16 protein-coding genes and 1 pseudogene are annotated in these 20,495 nt (G+C 36.2%); 11 read left to right on the top strand and 6 right to left on the bottom strand.

Annotated elements, in window-relative coordinates; all coding sequences use genetic code 11:
- Nucleotides 1–3,270 carry an Eco57I restriction-modification methylase domain-containing protein gene (locus tag COCH_RS12550; protein ID WP_015782960.1) on the top strand — a complete coding sequence of 1,090 codons (3,270 nt, stop codon included), beginning with the start codon at nucleotides 1–3 and terminating at the stop codon, nucleotides 3,268–3,270.
- Nucleotides 3,271–3,290: 20 nt separating this feature from the next.
- On the opposite strand, the gene COCH_RS12605 is transcribed toward COCH_RS12550, so the two are convergent.
- Complete coding sequence (locus COCH_RS12605; RefSeq protein ID WP_316899594.1) at nucleotides 3,291–4,049, bottom strand: TaqI-like C-terminal specificity domain-containing protein; 759 nt, start codon at nucleotides 4,047–4,049, stop codon at nucleotides 3,291–3,293.
- A gap of 87 nt (nucleotides 4,050–4,136) precedes the next feature.
- A pseudogene (locus tag COCH_RS12610) lies at nucleotides 4,137–4,496 on the bottom strand (Eco57I restriction-modification methylase domain-containing protein); the annotation flags it as partial.
- A 133-nt stretch (nucleotides 4,497–4,629) separates the two neighbouring features.
- On the opposite strand from COCH_RS12610, the gene COCH_RS09860 reads away from it, so the two are divergent.
- The 6 genes from COCH_RS09860 to COCH_RS09885 all read left to right on the top strand — a co-directional run bounded on the left by COCH_RS09860 (nucleotide 4,630) and on the right by COCH_RS09885 (nucleotide 12,843).
- Nucleotides 4,630–5,238: a master DNA invertase Mpi family serine-type recombinase gene (locus COCH_RS09860; protein WP_015782961.1), complete on the top strand. Its 609-nt coding sequence runs from the start codon at nucleotides 4,630–4,632 to the stop codon at nucleotides 5,236–5,238.
- Between the two features lie 214 nt (nucleotides 5,239–5,452).
- Nucleotides 5,453–7,642, top strand: coding sequence for a DNA helicase RecQ (gene recQ / locus COCH_RS09865; protein WP_009419726.1), 2,190 nt, complete (start codon nucleotides 5,453–5,455; stop codon nucleotides 7,640–7,642).
- Nucleotides 7,643–8,422: 780 nt separating this feature from the next.
- Entirely contained in the window at nucleotides 8,423–10,006 is a 1,584-nt protein-coding gene (pckA, locus tag COCH_RS09870) for a phosphoenolpyruvate carboxykinase (ATP) (protein ID WP_009421640.1), read from the top strand.
- Between the two features lie 113 nt (nucleotides 10,007–10,119).
- Complete coding sequence (prfA, locus tag COCH_RS09875; protein ID WP_002672024.1) at nucleotides 10,120–11,193, top strand: peptide chain release factor 1; 1,074 nt, start codon at nucleotides 10,120–10,122, stop codon at nucleotides 11,191–11,193.
- An 88-nt stretch (nucleotides 11,194–11,281) separates the two neighbouring features.
- The gene (locus COCH_RS09880) at nucleotides 11,282–11,917 is read left to right on the top strand and encodes a ribonuclease H1 domain-containing protein (protein ID WP_015782962.1); all 636 of its coding nucleotides are present in this window, start codon (nucleotides 11,282–11,284) and stop codon (nucleotides 11,915–11,917) included.
- A gap of 26 nt (nucleotides 11,918–11,943) precedes the next feature.
- Nucleotides 11,944–12,843: a NifU family protein gene (locus tag COCH_RS09885; RefSeq protein ID WP_015782963.1), complete on the top strand. Its 900-nt coding sequence runs from the start codon at nucleotides 11,944–11,946 to the stop codon at nucleotides 12,841–12,843.
- 96 nt (nucleotides 12,844–12,939) lie between these two features.
- Here COCH_RS09885 and mscL read toward each other — a convergent pair whose 3' ends face one another.
- Together mscL and hemN are read right to left on the bottom strand one after the other, a co-directional pair.
- Nucleotides 12,940–13,323: a large conductance mechanosensitive channel protein MscL gene (gene mscL, locus COCH_RS09890; protein ID WP_009417159.1), complete on the bottom strand. Its 384-nt coding sequence runs from the start codon at nucleotides 13,321–13,323 to the stop codon at nucleotides 12,940–12,942.
- 158 nt (nucleotides 13,324–13,481) lie between these two features.
- Nucleotides 13,482–14,846 (bottom strand): oxygen-independent coproporphyrinogen III oxidase, encoded by a 1,365-nt coding sequence (hemN, locus tag COCH_RS09895; protein WP_015782964.1) that lies wholly within the window; start codon nucleotides 14,844–14,846, stop codon nucleotides 13,482–13,484.
- Nucleotides 14,847–14,964: 118 nt separating this feature from the next.
- On the opposite strand from hemN, the gene COCH_RS11665 reads away from it, so the two are divergent.
- Nucleotides 14,965–15,165 carry a hypothetical protein gene (locus COCH_RS11665; RefSeq protein ID WP_015782965.1) on the top strand — a complete coding sequence of 67 codons (201 nt, stop codon included), beginning with the start codon at nucleotides 14,965–14,967 and terminating at the stop codon, nucleotides 15,163–15,165.
- A 116-nt stretch (nucleotides 15,166–15,281) separates the two neighbouring features.
- Here the strand turns inward: COCH_RS11665 and COCH_RS09900 are convergent, their stop codons facing one another.
- Nucleotides 15,282–15,950: an alpha/beta fold hydrolase gene (locus tag COCH_RS09900; protein ID WP_009417152.1), complete on the bottom strand. Its 669-nt coding sequence runs from the start codon at nucleotides 15,948–15,950 to the stop codon at nucleotides 15,282–15,284.
- Between the two features lie 209 nt (nucleotides 15,951–16,159).
- On the opposite strand from COCH_RS09900, the gene COCH_RS09905 reads away from it, so the two are divergent.
- From COCH_RS09905 to serC, 3 genes are all read left to right on the top strand, one after another.
- Nucleotides 16,160–16,441, top strand: coding sequence for a GNAT family N-acetyltransferase (locus COCH_RS09905; protein ID WP_002672042.1), 282 nt, complete (start codon nucleotides 16,160–16,162; stop codon nucleotides 16,439–16,441).
- 164 nt (nucleotides 16,442–16,605) lie between these two features.
- Nucleotides 16,606–17,571, top strand: coding sequence for a D-2-hydroxyacid dehydrogenase (locus COCH_RS09910; RefSeq protein WP_009419717.1), 966 nt, complete (start codon nucleotides 16,606–16,608; stop codon nucleotides 17,569–17,571).
- On the top strand, nucleotides 17,558–18,619 hold the full coding sequence (gene serC, locus COCH_RS09915) for a 3-phosphoserine/phosphohydroxythreonine transaminase (protein WP_015782966.1): 1,062 nt from the start codon (nucleotides 17,558–17,560) through the stop codon (nucleotides 18,617–18,619). Before COCH_RS09910 ends, serC begins: the two co-directional genes overlap by 14 nt.
- A gap of 103 nt (nucleotides 18,620–18,722) precedes the next feature.
- Here the strand turns inward: serC and COCH_RS09920 are convergent, their stop codons facing one another.
- Nucleotides 18,723–20,378, bottom strand: a complete 1,656-nt coding sequence (locus tag COCH_RS09920) for a ribonucleoside-diphosphate reductase subunit alpha (RefSeq protein ID WP_002672050.1) — start codon at nucleotides 20,376–20,378, stop codon at nucleotides 18,723–18,725.
- Between the last annotated feature and the right edge of the window lie 117 nt (nucleotides 20,379–20,495).

Consider the following 20,495-nt stretch of genomic DNA (forward strand, 5'->3'; position numbering starts at 1 on the left):
ATGAAAGATTTAAGACAAATACTCTCATCTTCTTATCGTCAGGAGGATTGGATTAGCTTCTTGAAAGAACTTTTTGCTCATAGTTCAGGTACAGGAGCTATATTGCAAAAACCTCAAATAATAGAGCTTCCTAAAAGTGAAAAAGTAAAAGAAGCTTATGAATTAGGTAATTATGAAACTACTGAAGGGAGGCTTATTGGTATTTATCAAGTAAATATTAGTGAAGATATGTTGCTTTATCGCAACAAAGTAGGTCTTCGCCAATTGATGAAGAATATCTATAAATACAATGTAGATGGCGTGTTAGTAGTTTTTGTACAAGAAAAGAAATGGCGGTTGTCATATATTTCTGAAATCATAAAAGAAGTAGATGAAAAAGGTAAGATTATTAAGGAAATTACCAATGAAAAACGCTTTACTTACTTGTTAGGAGAAGGAGAAAAAACAAAAACGGCTACAGATAGACTTCAACTTTTAGTAGGAAAAGAACTTTCGTTAGAAGATTTTAAAAATGCCTTCGCAGTAGAGGCTCTTAATAATGATTTCTTTGATAGATATAAGGATATCTATGAAGATTTTGTACAACATATTACAGGGGTTCGTTACGAGAAGAAGGGAAACAAGTATCAGGAAAATAAAAAACATCAACCTCATCCTAACTTTGATGGTTACAAAGATTATAGAGGATTTTCTACAATTCTACATCCTGATAGTGAAACCAAGCCTTTCAAAAATAGAGAGTTTCAAAATCTTTTTGGAGGAAATGAAAAAGCCGTTCGTGATTTTGTAAAACGAATGATGGGCCGTATTGTATTTTTGTACTTTATACAGAAAAAAGGTTGGTTAGCCGTGCCTAAGGGAAAAAAATGGGGAGAAGGTAATTATGATTATCTATATCAATTGTACAAAGAAACACCTAAAGAAGACCAACCTTATTTTTATGAAAAACGTTTGGTACCATTATTTTTTGAATGTTTTACAGATAAAAAGTCAGAGAGTGAAACAAATGACTTGCGTTTTCCTTATCTTAATGGTGGGTTATTTGATAAAACACAAGACCAACACTTTGATAAGGTAAATTTGCCTTACTCTATTTTTACTGAACTTTTTGATACCTTTAACTCCTACAACTTTACCGTCTATGAAGATGCTCCTAATGAACATACTGTAGCTGTAGACCCTGAGATGCTAGGGCATATCTTTGAAAACCTTTTGGAAGACAATAAGGATAAAGGAGCTTTCTACACCCCTAAAGAAATTGTACATTATATGTGCAAAGAAAGTCTAAAAACCTTTTTACTTTCTAAAATAGTTCCAGATAATAATCAATCAGAAAAAGCCAAAGATGTTATTACAAAAATAATAGAGCACCAACCACTTAATGAAGACGAAAAAATCTATGTGATAGAAAAAGGGGATGTTATTACTACCTCTTTAGAAAATGTAAAAATATGTGATCCTGCTATTGGGTCTGGGGCCTTCCCTATGGGACTTTTGCAAGAAATATACTATATCAAAATCACCTTGCAACAATTAGGAATAACAACAGAACAGACCGATGCTCAGATTAAAAAACATATCATTGAGCAAAATATCTATGGAGTTGATATTGATGCAGGTGCAGTAGACATAGCCCGTTTGCGCTTTTGGTTAAGTTTGGTAGTAGATGAACATCTTCCACAACCTCTTCCTAACTTAGACTTTAAGATTATGCAAGGAAATAGTTTGTTAGAAAGTTATCAGGGAGTAGATTTGAGCCTTATAGGGAGTGAAGAAGAAGCCACAGATACCGCAATTGACTATGGAGACGAATATATCTCCCCCCAACAACTACCCCTTTTAAATAAAGCTCATAAGGAAAAGATACAACAACTTATGAAAGACTTCTTTTCCTCAACAGAAGATAAAAACCTTAAGCGCAAAGAAATCAATGATCTTATAGAAGGACAAATACACTATAAAATTATCTTTGAGAAAAATCAAGTAAAGAAAAAAATAGAAGGTTTTGAAAAAAAATTTGGTATTACTTCTCAAGAAGACCTAATAGAAAAACTCCAAAAAGGTATTCTTACTTCAAAAGGGAAAGAGTATAAAGCCTATATGGCTGATAAAAACCGCCACTTAGAGCTTGATCACATAGAAAAAGAACTTATCAGTTTCCAAACCAAAATAGAACGTCCTTATTTCCTTTGGCATACTTATTTTGGTGATGTAATTAAAGGGGCAAATAATTTAGACAACTCTGGCTTTGATATTGTTATTGGTAATCCACCGTATGGAGCTAAACTTTCACAAGAAGATAAAGAGGTTTTAAAGAAGAAGTATATATCAGCTCAAACTATTAAAGGAGTACAAAAAGGTTCATTAGATACATATACACTTTTTATTGAATTAGGCTATAACCTATTAAAAAAACAAGGTTATTTAGGCTTTATAGTGCCTTTAAGTGTAACCTCTTCAGACGCTCTATCAGGGTTACATAATTTGTTAATTAACAACTGTGAAGTAATAAAAATAAGCTCTTATGGAGACAGACCTAAAAGAGTTTTTGAAAGCGCAGAGCAGCAAGTTTCTATTATATCATTTTTAAAAACACAAACAGAAGCTAAAGAAATTTTAATGACTGGAATTAACAAAAGATATTCTGACGATTCTTTATGGGTATTATTAGATAACCTCAAGTTTTCTAATGCTATAGGACTTTTATCTTATGGAAGAATTCCTAAAATAGGAACAAATACAGAACAAATTATACTTCAAAAATTACTAAAAAATAGCAACTTATTATCTGATTTAAAAACTGAGAAAGGTAGTTCTATCTACTATAGAAAAGCAGGAGGGCGATACTATAAAATTATAACGAAAGATTCAACAGAATCAAGTGCTGAAGGGAGTATAATTATAGAAAATAGGTATTTAGATCTTGTAGGAGCTATATTATCAAGTAATCTTTTTTATTGGTTTTGGCTCATCCATTCTGATTGGCACAATATGAGAACTTCTGAAATAGAGAATTTTCCTATTCCATATAATAATTTTAATGATAAAACTTTAGAACAAATATCAAAGCTCTATAATATCTATCTTACTGATTTAAAAAAGAATGCTAAAAAAACTGTTACGGGTTTAAATGTATTTGTTGCAAGAAAATCAAAACATATCATAGACCAAATAGATGATCTTATTTGCCCTTTGTATGGTCTTACTCAAGAAGAAACAGACTTTATAAAAAACTATGAAATTGAATTTAGACTATCTGATAATGATTAACAAAGAAGTGAGTTAAAGACTCACTTCTTTGTTTCATATTCTTCTTTTGATATAATACTTTCAATATTAGGGTCTATTACTTTTACCTCTTCATACGTTAGGTTATAAAGTTTATAGACTAAGATATCTATTTGGTTTTCTATATTTGTAATATCAGCTTTAGGATTCTCTCTTTTTGCCTTAATAGCCTCATTTACTAAATTAACAATAGGAGATTGATTCTCAGAGATAATAATAGATAAAGGTCTTAGTTTTTCTAATTTTACTTGAGGGAATACTTTTCCTGTTTCTCTTACATTATTTTCATATAGATACCTTAAGTATTTAGAATTTAATAAACCACAAAGATATTCATATGACACTCTATTAATAAAAGAATCTTTTATAATTCCTGCTTGAATACTTCGTCCAAACCAAATGCCTATATAATCTATTGTACAAATAGGATATTGAGCTGTCTGTCTCCAAATAAGTTTAGGAATTATTTTAAAATATTTTCTATTTAAAATGACTCTTTCATTTTCATTGAGTTTAATATCATTTCTTACAAAACGGTTTGTATTTTTTATGATATAATAGGCATTAATATCTTCTCCTTTCCAAAATTCCTTATCACTTTCAGTTTCTTTTTCTCCTTTATATAAAAGACGTTTTGATAAATCTGATTTCCCTTTATCAGATAATCCCACATTTACTCTTTGATAGTTAATTCCTGCATCTTTTAGCTCCATTATCTCGCCTAAAGAATACTCATTTTCTGCTTTTCTCCTAATGTTCATAGCAAATATATTGCTCTCAGTATCGTTAAAAGTTGTTTGTACTATCTCTAAGAAAACTATTTTATCAAATGAACCTAAAAATTTTGAGTTTGTAGAAAGGTCTGCTATTTTTATTTTACTGCTTTCTTTTTTCTTTTCAAGAAGTATAATAGCAGTAGAAACTACTGCATTATTAAACACATTTTCACCTAAATTGATGATTATATTCAAATCATATCGTAATAAAAATTTACGTAAATCTTTATACCTCGGTTGTAATAAATATGTATTAGGAGTGATATAAGTTAAAATTCCTTTCTCCTTTAAAATATCAATACCTCTGTTAAAAAAGAGTTTATATATCTCATTAAAACTCTTAGTAGTTTGAGGATATAATTTTTTAAATATAGGGACTAACTTATCAATGTCAGCTCCATACGGTGGATTACCAATAACAATATCAAAGCCAGAGTTGTCTAAATTATTTGCCCTAAATACCTAACTTTTTTTATCTACTAAAATTGACTATATTATTTAATTTATGCGATTATTCTCTACAAAATTTGTATATTAAAAGACTAATATTAAATTTACTTATACAATGATTTATGGATATATTCGGGTAAGTTCCGATAAACAAACTGTAGAAAACCAGCGTTTTGAAATTACTAATTTCTGTGAGAAAAACAGCCTAACTATTGATGTTTGGGTAGAAGAAACTATTTCAGGTATGACAAGAGTAGAGAATAGAAAACTCGGTAAACTCCTAAAAAAAATGAAAAAAGGCGATGTGCTTATTTGTTCGGAGCTTTCGCGGTTGGGGCGTAACCTCTTGATGATTATGGGGGTGCTCAATGAGTGTATGAACCGCGATATTCAGGTGTGGACAATTAAAGATAATTATCGCTTGGGGAGCGATATTAATAGCAAAGTATTAGCATTTGCCTTTGGGCTATCTGCTGAGATTGAACGTAACCTTATCAGTCAACGTACCAAAGAGGCATTGGCACGCAAGAAAGCAGAGGGAGTAGTTCTCGGTCGCCCTAAAGGTAGTAAGTCCGCTAAAACAAAACTCACCGGACAGGAAAAAAAGATTAAAGAGTTGCTAGATAAGCGAGTATCATATTCAGCTATTGGGCGCATTTTGGGGGTACATAGACTAACAGTGAGTAGTTTTGTGAAAGAACGTTTACCCTTAATTTCGCATTAGAATAATCTACCTCATAAACACTCACTTTTGCAGATCCTACATTCTCTCTCTTGCTGGCACTTTCCCTTTGGTATTGTCGACAATTGTCGAGTAAGTGAGTCGGCGGGAAACACTTTTTTTATCAAAAATTTTTGTGGTTTATAAAAATGTCGTATATTTGTAAACTGAATGTAATAACAGAAAAACTCAACACTAAAACAGAAGAATTTTTAATATGGAAATGACAAAAGATGATTTACACAATGCCCTGAAACACTACTTTGGGTTTGAAGCGTTTAAAGGGCATCAAGAAGAAATTATTACCAGTGTAATTAATAAAGAGAACACCTTTGTTATTATGCCTACAGGTGGTGGTAAATCATTGTGTTACCAATTACCTGCCTTAGTCTTGGAGGGAACTGCTATTGTTATCTCTCCGCTTATCGCTTTGATGAAAAACCAAGTAGATGCTATGCGTGGTATTTCGTCAACTGATAGTATTGCCCACGTGCTGAACTCTTCGCTTACTAAAAATGAAATTCGCGAGGTAATGGAAGACATCAGTGCAGGCAAGACTAAGTTGCTATACGTTGCCCCCGAGTCGCTTATCAAAGAGGAATATGCTAACTTTCTCAAAACAGTACCTATTTCCTTTGTAGCGGTAGATGAGGCGCACTGTATCTCGGAATGGGGACACGATTTCCGTCCTGAGTACCGCAATATTAGAACCATTATCGAGCGTTTGGGCAGTAATATACCTATTGTAGCGCTTACTGCTACGGCTACTCCTAAGGTACAAGAAGATATTTTGAAGAACTTAGGAATGCAGGAGGCTAACGTGTTTAAGTCGTCGTTCAACCGTCCAAACTTGTATTACGAGGTACGCCCTAAAACTAAAAATGTAGATGCCGATATCATTCGTTTTGTGAAACAGAACAGTAAAAAATCAGGGATTATATACTGTCTTAGCCGTAAAAAGGTGGAAGACCTCGCACAAACCTTACAAGTAAACGGCATTTCGGCAGTGCCTTATCACGCAGGATTAGATGCCAAAACACGCGCCAAACACCAAGATATGTTCTTGATGGAAGAGGTAGATGTGGTAGTTGCAACTATTGCTTTTGGTATGGGTATTGACAAACCCGATGTGCGCTTTGTAATTCACCACGATATTCCTAAAAGTATAGAGAGTTACTATCAAGAAACCGGACGTGCCGGTCGTGATGGTGGTGAAGGGCATTGCTTGGCTTTCTATTCCTATAAAGATGTAGAGAAGCTGGAAAAATTTATGATAGGCAAACCTATAGCTGAGCAAGAAATAGGACAAGCACTCTTGCAAGATATTGTAGCCTATGCCGAAACGTCTAGTTCGCGCCGTAAATTTATCTTACATTACTTTGGTGAAGAGTTTGACGAGGTGAATGGCGAAGGTGCTAATATGGACGATAATGTACGTTTTCCTAAAGAAAAGAAAGAAGCTAAAGACGATGTGGTGAAATTGCTAAACGTAATTATTGCTACCAAACAGAAATTTAAAGCTAAAGAGATTGTAAATACGCTTATTGGAAAAGTAAGTGCTATTATCAAAGCACACCGTATTGACGAACAAGAGTTCTTTGGTATTGGTAAGGAAAAAGACGATGCTTACTGGATGGCACTTCTCCGTCAGGTAATGGTAAACGGACTCATACGCAAAGATATAGAAACTTACGGAGTGATGTTTATCACCGACAAAGGAAAAGAGTTTTTAAAAGATGTACCTTCATTTATGATGACTGAAGACCACAGTTATGAAGAAGAACCCGAAGATATCAACAGTGCTAATGCCGTAGCAGCCGACCCTGTACTTCTTGAAATGCTCAAAGATTTGCGTAAGAAAGTAGCAAAACAAAAAGGGGTACCTCCGTTTGTGGTATTCCAAGACCCTTCGCTAGAAGATATGGCTCTCAAATACCCTATTACTATTCAAGAGCTTACTAATGTACACGGTATAGGTGAAGGCAAGGCTAAGAAATATGGTAGTGAGTTTGTAAAGCTCATTGAGCGTTACGTAGAAGAGAATGACATTGTGCGCGCTGAGGATTTAATAGTAAAAACTACAGGGTCTAACTCAGCTTTGAAATTGTTTATCATTCAGAATATAGACCGCAAATTGCCTTTGCCTGACATCGCACAAGCCAAAGGATTGGAAATGGATGAGTTCCTCAAAGAAATGGAGCAAATAGTATACAGTGGTACCAAGCTGAATATCGATTATTGGGTGAATGAAATCTTTGATGAAGAGCAACAAGAAGAGCTTCACGAATACTTTATGGAAGCTGAAAGTGATAAAATATCGTTAGCCTCTAAAGAGTTTGCCGGTGATTACGAAGACGATGAATTAAGAATCTACCGATTGAAATTTATTAGTGAGGTAGCAAATTAATACAAGAGGTCTTATATTTAACCAATGTTAAAATAAGTAAGTTATTAGATTAAAAAAGTGTCTGAGAGTTAGCTATAATTTCTCAGACACTTTTTTTAGTGAAAACGGTGTGAGCCACACAAGCAGGTGTGAGCCACACGGGCAGGTGCGAGCCGCACAGGCAGATAAACAAATAACGAACAAATGACGGTGCGAGCCGCACGGGCAGATAGCGAAAAGACGAACAATGAACGAACAAATGACGAACAAATGACGAACAAATGACGAACAAATGACGAACAAATGACGAACAAATGACGAACAAATGACGAACAAATGACGAACAAATGACGAACAAATGACGAACAAATGACGAACAAATGACGAACAAATGACGAACAAATGACGAACAAATGACGGTGCGAACCGCACGGGAAGATAGAGAAAAGACGAATAGATGACGAATAAGGAACAAATAAATGATAGTGCGAGCCACAGAGGCAAATAAAGAATGAACGAAGGATAAATGGAAATAAAGTAAAGATAAGATGATTTAGAGCATTATTATAAAACCTAAAAATCTTTTATTAGAGCTTAAAAATACAGGTAAATAAGGAGTATATAGAATATTATAAATACTTGTAAAAATAACTTCAAAAAAACATTAAAAAATATTTTTCAGTATCAAAATTAATTTGTACATTTGCACCGGTTTTTGAGAGACCTCTCAAAAATTGAGGCAATTTTATATTGCTATTAGATAAAAAAGAATTGTTAAATTAATATCAAATTTAAGACATTATGAGTAAACCAAAAACACTTTCCGTTGATAAATACGGAATTAAGAACGCTAATGTTCGTTATCAGTTAACTGCTGACGAACTACAACAAGAAACTTTGGATAAAAAATTAGGCGTTGAAGCTTCTTCAGGAGCTATTGCTATCAACACAGGTAAATTTACAGGGCGTTCTCCTAAAGACCGTTTCATCGTAAAAGATGATATCACCAAAGATCGCGTATGGTGGGGAAGTATTAACATTCCTTTTGAACCTGCAAAATTTGACAAACTATATGAAAAAGTAGTAGCTTACTTATCTAACAAAGAAATCTACGTTCACGATGGTTATGTTTGTGCAGACCCTAAATACCGTACTAACATTCGTACTATCACTGAACTTCCTTGGAGCAACCTTTTCGCTTACAATATGTTCTTGCGTATAGATGATAGCGAACTTCCTTCTTTCAAAGAAGATTGGTTGGTAGTAAATGCACCCGGTTTTGAAGCTGACCCTGCTGTAGATGGTACTCGTCAAGCTAACTTCGCTATCTTGAACTTCACTAAGAAAATTGCTTTGATTGGTGGTACAGGTTATACCGGAGAAATTAAAAAAGGTATCTTCTCAGCTATGAACTTTGAATTGCCTGTGTTCCGCAACACTATGCCAATGCACTGTTCAGCTAACGTAGGTAAAGGTGGTGATACTGCTATCTTCTTCGGCTTATCAGGTACTGGTAAAACTACTCTTTCAGCTGACCCTAACCGTCATTTAATTGGTGACGACGAACACGGTTGGACTCCTGAAAATACGGTATTTAACTTTGAAGGTGGTTGCTATGCTAAAGTAGTAGACCTTACTGCTGAAAAAGAACCTGAAATCTTTGGAGCTATTAAGAAAGGTGCTATACTTGAAAACGTAATTATGGACGATAAAGGTGTAGTTGATTTCTCTCGCACTGATATCACTGAAAACACTCGTGTTTCTTATCCTATTTACCACATCGCAAATATCCAGCCAGGTTCTATAGGACACAATCCTAAGAACATCTTCTTCCTTACTTTCGATGCTTATGGTGTATTGCCTCCAATCTCTAAATTGACTCCTGAACAAGCTGCTTATCAATTTGTATCTGGTTATACTTCAAAAGTAGCCGGTACTGAGGTAGGTATCACTACCCCTCAAAAAACTTTCTCTGCTTGTTTTGGTGCTGCCTTTATGCCACTTCACCCAGCTGAATACGGAAAACGTTTGGCTGAAAAAATTAAAGAAACTGGCGTAAACGTATGGTTGGTAAACACTGGTTACAACGGAAAAATGAAAAGATGTAGCTTAAAAGATACTCGTGCTCTTATCACTGCTGCCCTTAACGGCAAACTTAACAACGTTGAGTACAAAGAATTGCCTATCTTTGGCTTCAAAGTGCCTCAATCTTGTGAAGGTGTATCAGACCAAAGCATCTTGAACCCAGAAAATACTTGGAGTGACAAAGCACAATTCAGTGCTAAACTCAAAGAATTGGCTGAATCATTTGTACAAAACTTCAAAGACAAAAAATTTGCTGAAGGTGCAAGTGCTGACGTCCTTGCTGGAGCTCCTAAATTGTAATTATTTAGAAAACCATATTCAAAAGGCTGTTCATTTAAGAACAGCCTTTTATTTTTGTTTTTTACTAATATTATTACTATTTTTGCACCCCAAATAGAATTTAAAGATAAAAAATGCTCGACAAATTAAATATCGTAAAACAACGTTTCGACGAAGTTTCGGACTTAATCATTCAACCTGATATTATTGCAGACCAAAAGCGCTATATCCAGCTCAATAAGGAATATAAAGACCTTAAAGAACTGATGGATAAGCGCGATGAGTATATAAACGTAACTGGAAACTTGCAAGAAGCTGAAGAAATTATTGCTGATGGCAGCGATGCCGAAATGGTGGAAATGGCAAAGTTACAATTAGAGGAAAGCAAAGAGCGTTTGCCTCAGTTAGAAGAAGAAATCAAGTATATGCTTATCCCCAAAGACCCTGAAGATGCTAAGAATGCCGTAATGGAAATTCGTGCAGGAACAGGCGGAGATGAGGCTTCAATCTTTGCAGGCGACCTATACCGTATGTACACCAAATACTGCCAAAGTAAAGGCTGGAGTACCTCAGTAATGGACTTTAATGAAGGAACTGCTGGCGGGTATAAAGAAATTATTTTTGAAGTAACGGGAGACAATGTATATGGTACCTTAAAATTTGAAGCAGGAGTACATCGCGTACAACGAGTGCCTCAAACAGAGACACAAGGGCGTGTTCACACTTCGGCAGCAACTGTAATTGTATTGCCAGAAGCAGAAGAATTTGATGTGGAACTTGATATGGCTGATGTGAAAATCATTCGTACTACTTCTACGGGACCAGGAGGGCAGTCGGTGAATACAACCTATTCGGCTATTCAGTTACAACATATTCCTACAGGCATTGAGGTGCGTTGCCAAGATGAGAAATCGCAGCACAAGAATCTTGAAAAGGCACTTAAAGTATTGCGTTCACGTTTGTACGAAATGGAACTGGCAAAGAAGATGGAAGCTGATTCTGCTCGTAGAAAATCAATGGTTTCCAGCGGTGACCGCTCAGCTAAAATACGCACTTATAACTATCCGCAAGGGCGTGTAACCGACCACCGCATAGGTCTTACCCTTTATGATTTGCAAAATGTTATCAATGGTGATGTACAACGTCTTATTGATGAACTGCAATTGGCTGAAAATGCTGAGAAGCTAAAAGAAGGAGATGTTTTTTAAACTATTATTAAAAAAGAAAATAGCAATATTGTTATTGTAGCGATAGTAGCTGTTATTTTCTTTTTGGCAATCCTATTTATTTTGTGAGATGGCAAAGAAGTATTATGTAGTATGGGAGGGACACCAAACGGGGGTCTTTACCTCGTGGGCTGAATGTAAGAAGGCTGTTAATAATTTTCCAAACGCTAAATACAAAAGTTTTTCTACCGAAGAAATGGCACAAAAAGCCTATGCAGGGAATTATGAAACGTACAAAGGTAAAAAGATAGAAGAGCCTGCACTTTCATCAGAAGCATTAAAACTTATTGGGAAGCCTATTTTGCCTTCTATTGCGGTAGATGCTGCTTGTAGCGGTAACCCTGGTATAATGGAATATCGGGGGGTAGATACTGAAACACAAGCCGAGATTTTTAGGCTTTCACCTATGAAAGATGGCACCAATAACATAGGGGAGTTTTTGGCTATAGTACACGCTTTGGCTTTCTTAAAACAACGCAACCTTACAATGCCTATCTATTCGGATAGTGAAATAGCAATGCGCTGGGTACAACAAAAAGTATGTAAAACTAAGCTTGGAAAGACAGCTGATAATGCAAAAATATTTGAACTAATAACTCGTGCTGAAAAATGGCTACAAGAAAATACTTATCCTAATCGTATTCTCAAATGGGAAACCAAAGCGTGGGGCGAAAATCCTGCGGACTTTGGTAGAAAAGACTCTTAACTTTTCTTCTTAAATCTAAAAAATAAATGACTGATATTACTCTATCTGTACAGCCTACTTCGAGTCCTGATATTATTAAATTGGAGGCGAATAAAGCCTTAGTAAAAGGTAGTTACGAGTATAAAAATATTGATGAAGCTAAAAACTCACCCTTAGCAAAAGAGCTGTTTTACCTTCCTTTTGTAAAGACAGTATATATCTCGAGTAATTTTATTGCGTTAAAACGATTTCCAATTATAGAATGGAAAGACGTACAAGAAGAAGTGGCACAGCAAGTATTGCTTTATTTACAGTCAGGGAGAGAAATTGTAAGCACTGAGGGTGAACAAAAGAAGGTTATTTCCGTATATACTGAAACAACACCTAACCCTTCGGTAATGAAGTTTGTAGCCAATAAACGTCTTGTTCCTACTATTATAGAATATAAGCATATAGAGGAGACTGATGAGGCTCCTATGGCTAAAGCTCTTTTTACTCAGTTTCCTTTTATTGAGGAGGTATTTTTTGATGATAACTATATTTCAGTTACTAAAAAAGATAACAAAGAGTGGGCAATGGTTACTTCTAATATACGAGAATTTATTAAGAATTATCTTTCAGAAGGACACATACTTATTTCTTCTTCTGAAATTAAACGACATCAGCAAGCAACACAAGAAAGACTACTCTCTATGGTTACTACCGATGAGGTATCAAAACAAATTATAGCTATTATAGATGAGTTTGTAAAGCCTGCTGTAGCTTCTGACGGAGGAAATATTCAGTTTATTTCGTACAATCCAGAAACGCATTACGTAGAGGTAATACTGCAAGGAGCTTGTAGTGGTTGCCCCTCCTCTACCCTAACCTTAAAAAAGGGAATTGAAGTCATCTTAAAAGATAAGCTACAAAACCCTTATATTAATGTAAACGCTCTTAACGGATAAGATAATTCTTCTGAAATAAAAAACCACGCTCTAAAAAGCGTGGTTTAGTTAAACAATTGTTGAAATGTGTAGTGTTGCGGTTACACGAAATTCTTCTTATTTATTTTTCAATAAATCTCTAATCTCAGTAAGTAACTCTTCTTGAGTAGGACCAGCTGGTGTAGCAGGAGCCTCTTCTTCTTTTTTCTGTTTGTTTAGCTTGTTGATACCTTTTAGAAGCATAAACAATACAAGTGCAATACAGAAGAAGTTAATTACAGCGGCAAGAAACTTACCATAAGCTACTCCATTCCATACCAAACCTTCTAAGTGTTCAGCACCCGTAGCTTTCAAAGCAGGTGTTAATAACAAAGGGGTAATAACATCAGACACTAATGATGATACGATAGCACCAAAAGCAGCCCCGATGATAACCCCGATGGCTAAATCTACTACGTTACCTTTTACGGCAAATTCTTTAAATTCTTTTAAAAATCCCATAATGATTCATTTTAAGTTTATAAAAATAATTTGTTACTTAATTCGGGGCAAAAATAATACTTTTTTCGAAAATACAAAAAGAAAAGGGACGAATTTCACAACTGTCCCTTTTCATCACTAACTAAAAAACTCAATCACTATGATGGTTAAGTATAACTTTACACAGTCATACTAAATATTTTGGTATTAGGCATTTTGCGTTGCAAGTGCAAATCAAAAGCCATACAGATATTTCTAATAAAAGGTTTTCCCTCATCGGGGACTTCTATATGATTACCTGCTATATGCAGTAAACCATCGTTTTGCATCTCTTGTAGATGTGTTATTACTTCTGTTATTTCAGGAAACTGAAGAGATTCGTCGTTCCAAGAAGTAGTAAACTGACACATCAAGTTGAGAATATGACGCCTAATAATTAAATCTTCTCTATTGAGAATATGCCCTTTACACACGGGTATTTCATTCTTCTCAAGACGTGCATAATAAGCATCTAAATCTTTCTCGTTTTGGGCAAAACCGTACCAACTATCGCTGATTGAAGACATTCCTAAGCCTATCATCACTTGGGTTTTGGAGGCTGTATAGCCCATAAAGTTGCGATGCAATTGATGATTTTTGAAAGCCTTATACATACTATCAGTAGGTAAAGCAAAGTGATCCATTCCTATTTCGGCATATCCTGCTTTCAATAAGTATTGTTTTCCTACTTCATATAGCTCTCGCTTTACTTCGCCTGTGGGTACATCTTCATCTTTAAAACCACGTTGCCCACTGCCTTTTATCCAAGGTACGTGCGCATAGCTATAAAAAGCAATACGGTCGGGACGAAGAGTGTTACTCCTATCAATGGTAAAGAGTACATCGTCTAAGGTTTGAAACGGTAAACCAAAGACCAAATCGTGGCTTACAGAGGTATAGCCGATAGCTCTGGCTTGCTGGGTAACACGCTTTACATTCTCAAAAGGTTGAATGCGGTGAATGGCTTTTTGTATCTTAGGCGAATAATCTTGTACGCCATAACTCACGCGCCTAAAACCTAAGTCGTAAAGCGTTTGTAGGTGAGTTTCAGTGGTATTATTAGGATGACCTTCAAAACTAAATTCGTGAGCATCAGCTTTATCAGCACGTTCAAAAATACCTTCTATCAAACGACGCAACTGCAAAGGTTCAAAAAAGGTAGGCGTACCTCCCCCTAAGTGTATTTCCTTAATACGAGGACGTTCTTTCAAAAAATCAGTGTATAACTGCCATTCTTTAAGTATTGCCTCTATATAAGGGGCTTCCATTTCGTGACGCTTAGTAATGCGTTTATGACAACCACAGAAAGTACAAAGACTCTCACAGAAAGGCAAATGAATGTATAGGCTAATCCCTTCGGTACTATTGCTCTCAGCATAGGATTTTCGTAAGCTCTCTAACCATTTTTCAGTAGAAAAAGTACTACTATCCCAATAGGGAACAGTAGGATAGCTAGTATAGCGAGGTCCAGCTACATTGTATTTTTGAATGAGAGATATTGCCATTTTCTGTAAAAACGGGGCAAAGGTATAAAAAAAAGTGGAAAGTGAAAAGAGAAAAGAAAAAAATATAGATTCGCTAATACCGTAATGCCAATAATATCAAACTAATGACGAGGTACGAATGACGGAACAAGCTACACGGGTGAATAATTATAAGACGAACAACAAGAGGTTCTACAGTGGCTCTACAGTGGCTCTACAGTGGCTCTACAGTGGCTCTACAGTGGCTCTACAGTGGCTCTACAGTGGCTCTACAGTGGCTCTACAGTGGCTCTACAGTGGCTCTACAGTGGCTCTACAACGAACAAAAGACGAACTATGAACGAAGGAATAACGAACCTAAGGCAAAGGAAAGTTATTTGAATATTGAATATTAGACATCTATGTTTAGATTCGTTTGCAGAAAAAATAGCAAGACTCTTTTAATCTTGTACTTTTCTAATTTGACTGCAATATATTTAAAAGGTTTTCATTAAACCATTTATACCGATTGATAATCATAATATGAGTACCATTTTTTACTACAATAGCATTTTTTATGTACTGAATAGGAAAAACAGGATCTTTATCTCCGTGAATGTGAACTGTGTGGGGTAAAGGTTCTTTTTGTTGCCAATTCACTATGCGGTCTATTGACCAATCGAGATAGGCAGGGGAGCGCATTCCTATATATTTCTCGTATAGAGCTATTCGTTTGGTCATCAGTTCAGAAAAAGAAAATCTTTTCCAAAACTCCAAATCGCTGATAGTACGAGTGGGCAATAGCTTATGCAGGTTTGTATAGCGTGCCAAGAGCATTTTTTTAGGCAGTTCGTACTGTGTTTTTACGCTGGAAATGAGGACTATTTTTCGATAATCGTTCAGTTGTTTAGCTATCTCTTGTACAATAATTCCTCCAAATGACACCCCTAAGAGCACAGGAGAAGGCTCGGTAATTGCTACTGCAATACGTCCTGCATAGTGAGCTAGACTTTCTTCCTTTTCGGGAGTAATCCAGTCGAGTAAGTGCACACGGAAATTGTTGGGGAATTGCAAACGCTCGAAAATCTTAGGGCTGGCAGCCATTCCAGGCATTAAATAAATAGAAAGATTATCTTTTATATTCATTTGATATTGCTTTTTTACGAAAAATAAGTAACTTTGCACCAAATTTTAAATGAGTAACAGGTTATAGGTAAAAAGTAAAAACTAACGATAGTTAGGTATGTGAATGAGGTATAACGCTCATTTCTTACTTCTTATCTCTTATCTAGACAGAAGCAAAAGTACAACATTTTTGTCAAATAACGAATATTACTAATTAAAAACATAGTACAATGGAAGTAATAGACAGCGAATTTTCACGTCAATACCAAGCCAAAATCAACGGTGAACTTGCCTTTGTAGAATACGCTATTCAGGAGCGTAAGATATTCTTTACCAAAACATTGCTACCTGAAACGACGGACGAAGCGCTCATTGATGAATTCTTTAAAGGGGTAATAGCCTTAGTAGCTGAGAAAAAATATAGAGTGGTGCCCGTTTGTCCTGTGGCTATTGCTTTTTTTAAGCGTAATAAGGAGTGTAAAGACATACTTCCTGCTGGTATCAGGATTTAATAGTTAATGATTAACGGTTAATTAAAAAACTTAGTTTTACATTGATTATATACAGATAAAGTATGCGAGGGCAGAGTATGTAAGGTATACGCTCTAACAAAAAGAGCAGGGCTCTCCCCTACTCTCTTAACTATGTAGATAAAAAAGAATTAATAATATATTATATGAAAGCCGTATTTTTAGACCGCAACACGCTCTCTGAGCGCATAGATGTAGATATCCCGAAAGGGATAGCCCAATGGGTAGCCTTCCAAAAAACAGCTCCCGATGAAATTGTTCAACGTCTCAAACCTGCTGATATAGCTATCGTGAACAAGGTGAAACTCGATGAGAGTATCCTTAGGCAGTTGCCTAACCTTAAGCTCATTCACCTTACTGCTACGGGTATGGATAATATCGATAAAGAGGCTGCGAAAGCCTTGGGTATAGAAGTGAAAAACGTAGCGGGTTACTCTACTGAAAGTGTAACAGAACACTTCTTCTTGTTGTTACTATCGGCTATGCGTGCCCTAAAAACCTATCACACAAGTGTAGAAGATGGTACTTGGGAAAAAGATGGTCGTTTTTGCCTTACTGAGCCACCGGTGTTTGAATTGCATACCAAAACCTTAGGGATTATAGGAGTAGGCAACATAGGGAAAGCTATTAGTAAAGTAGCTGAAGCCTTTGGTATGAAAGTGCTATGGGCTGAACGCCAAGGTAAAGCACCACGTAGTAAAGAATATACTGAGTTCGACAAGGTATTGGCACAGAGTGATATCATCTCGCTTAACTGTCCGCTTACTCCTGAGACTAAGCATTTAGTAGATGAAGATTTCATCTCTAAATTGCGTAAAAAACCATTAATTATCAATATGGCTCGTGGAGCTATAGTAGACCCTCAGGCGGTATATGAAGCTATAGAAAGCAATCGTATAATGGGCTTTGCTACCGATGTGTTTGAAGAAGAACCACCAATGGCTAACGACCCTCTACTAAAAATAGCCAACCACCCTCGTGTGATTTACACTCCTCACGTGGCTTGGGCGAGCGAATACGCACAAGATAAGTTATGGCGTATCTTGAAACGCCAAGTAGAAGATTTTATCGTAAAATATAAAACAGAGCATAAGGAAAATGAAAAAGCATAATTTTAGCGCAGGCCCCTCTATCTTAGCACCTGAGGTATTCCAAAAAGCCTCTAAAGCCTTATTAGATTTTGAGGGGACTGGCTTATCTGTAATAGAAATATCACACCGCAGTCCAGAGTTTGTACGCGTGATAGAACGCGCTCGTGCATTGGCATTGGAAATCGCTGGATTGGACGATTCGTACACTACACTCTTCTTGCAAGGAGGAGCTAGTATGCAATTTTTGATGGTGCCATACAACCTCCTCGAAACCAAAGCTGCTTATATAGATACAGGTACTTGGGCTAACAAAGCACAAAAGGAAGCTGCTCTCTTTGGCAATGCCGAAGTGATAGCCTCTTCTAAAGCCGATGGGTATAAGTATATTCCAAAAAATGTGACTGTCCCTACTGATATCGATTATCTGCACATCACTACCAATAATACGATTTACGGTACCGAGTACCACAGTTTACCTCAAACGAGCGTCCCTTTGGTAGCCGATATGAGTTCTGATATTTTCTCACGTCCGTTAGACTACAAGCAGTTTAGTTTGATTTATGCGGGTTCACAGAAGAATTTAGGAGCTTCAGGGTCTACCTTAGTGATTGTAAAGAAGGATTTATTGGGCAAGGTAAGCCGTAAACTGCCTTCGATGATGGACTACCAGTTGCATATTAAAAACGATAGTATGTTCAATACACCTTCTACTTTTGCAGTATATGTAAACCTATTAGTACTCGAATGGATACAAGCACAAGGTGGATTACAAGCCTTAGGCAAACGCAACCGAGCTAAAGCCGATTTGCTTTACGGAGAAATCGACCGCAATCCATTAGTAGTGGGGTATGCTAATAAAGAAGACCGCTCCCTAATGAATGTAGTGTTCAACCTCACTGACGAAAGCACCAAAGAACGCTTTGACGCTTTGTGTAAAGAAGCCAATATCAGTGGAATAAAAGGACACCGCAGTGTAGGAGGCTATCGCGCTTCTATCTACAATGCTTTGCCTTTACAAAGCGTACAAGTATTAGTAGATGTACTTAAAGAATTTGAACGCACCGCGTAAAGAAGAATAATATAGAAAACAAAATAAGTCCGATACAAATATCGGACTTATTTTATATTATACAATATGTTATTTAATCTCTAAGACTTTATAATCAAATGTATTAAGCTTCACAACTACTACAGTTTACAAAATTCATCATCATTTCTTTTGCTACTGATTGACTGCGCTGATAATACAAACTTTTAACTCCTAATTTCCAAGCCTCAATAAGCACTTTATTCACATCGCGAATAGGCATCGCTGAAGGAATATTTAAGTTCAAACTCTGCGTTTGGTCAATGTACGCTTGACGCTGTGCCGCTTGTGATATAATTTCCATCGGTGAAATCTCTTTAAAAGTTTTAAACACATTCTTCTCTAATTGAGATAACTCTTGCAAGTGTTGTACAGAGCCATTATTCAAACGAATAGAACGCCATACCTCTTCATTATTAAGACCTTTTTCCTCCAAAAGTTGAGTGAGATACTTATTTTTGCGCATAAAGTTCCCTTTAGAAAGCCCTACTTTATAGTAATTGCTCGAATAAGGTTCGATACCTGGTGATACCTGTCCTAAAATAGCCGAACTGGAAGTGGTAGGAGCGATTGCCATAGTAGTAGTATTTCGTCTACCATATCCTTTTAAAATTTCTGGTTCTCCATAAATATGAGCTAACTCTTTAGTTGCCTTATCAGCTTCTTCACGAATGTATCTAAAAGCACGGGCATTGAACTGTGTTGCCTCAAAGCTCTCAAAAGGTATCATATTGCGTTGCAAGTAAGAATGATATCCTAATACACCCAAACCTAAAGCACGATGACGAATAGCAAAATTGCGAGCTGCCTGTAAATAGTAATTACCCTTTGTTTTTTCTATAAACTCTGAAAGTACCGCATCTAAAAAGAATACCGCTAACTTTACTGCTTTGGTATCTTTCCACTCATCAAAGAGCTCTAAGTTCATAGAAGAAAGACAGCAAATAAACGATTCATCTTCACTAGAAGGTAACATAATCTCACTGCACAAGTTACTTGAACGAATGAGCATATCCTTATCTTTATACACTTGAGGGCGATTACGATTGGCATTATCCGTAAAGATAATGTAAGGTAAACCTTTTTGCTGGCGAGACTCCAAGACACGAGCCCATAGGCGACGTTTTTCTACATCACCATCTATCATTTCTTGCATCCAATAATCAGGTACACAAATACCAAAGAAAAGATTCTGAATAGGGAATTCTACATCTTTAATTTGTAGAAACTCTTCGGCATCAGGATGGTCTATATCTAAATAAGCAGCAAAAGCACCGCGCCTTACTCCTCCTTGTGATACAACGTCCATAGCTGAATCGAACAACTTCATAAAACTAACCGCCCCACTTGATTTACCATTATCGGTAACTGCAGAACCGCGACTACGCAATTCGCCAAAATAACCAGAAGTACCTCCCCCTATTTTGGTTTGCATAATCACCTCTCCAAGTTTATGAGTAATCCCCTCGATGCTATCAGGTACGTGCACATTGAAACAAGAAATAGGCAAACCTCTTTCAGTACCCATATTTGCCCAAATAGGAGATGAAAAACTAATCCAACCTTTAGTAATCATTTCTTTGAAAGCAGGCTGTAATTCGGGTTTATAAAGCCTATGTGCAGCAGCACTTGTAATGCGGTCTATCGCACCTTCTACGCTTTCTCCTTTTAGTAAATAGCCTCTATTGAGGATTTGTTCAGACTCTTCATTGAGCCACCAAATGTCTTTTTCTTCGTTCATAACTTTTTATTTTCGGGGTGCAAAGTAACAGCTTTATATTCTAATTTCACCCTCTATCCAAAATAAGTTATTAACAAAGTTTTTAACAATATAATAAAATCAGCTTCTTAGGATAAT

Origin of the sequence: Capnocytophaga ochracea DSM 7271 (genome assembly GCF_000023285.1) — a bacterium.
In the GTDB taxonomy this organism is placed as follows: domain Bacteria; phylum Bacteroidota; class Bacteroidia; order Flavobacteriales; family Flavobacteriaceae; genus Capnocytophaga; species Capnocytophaga ochracea.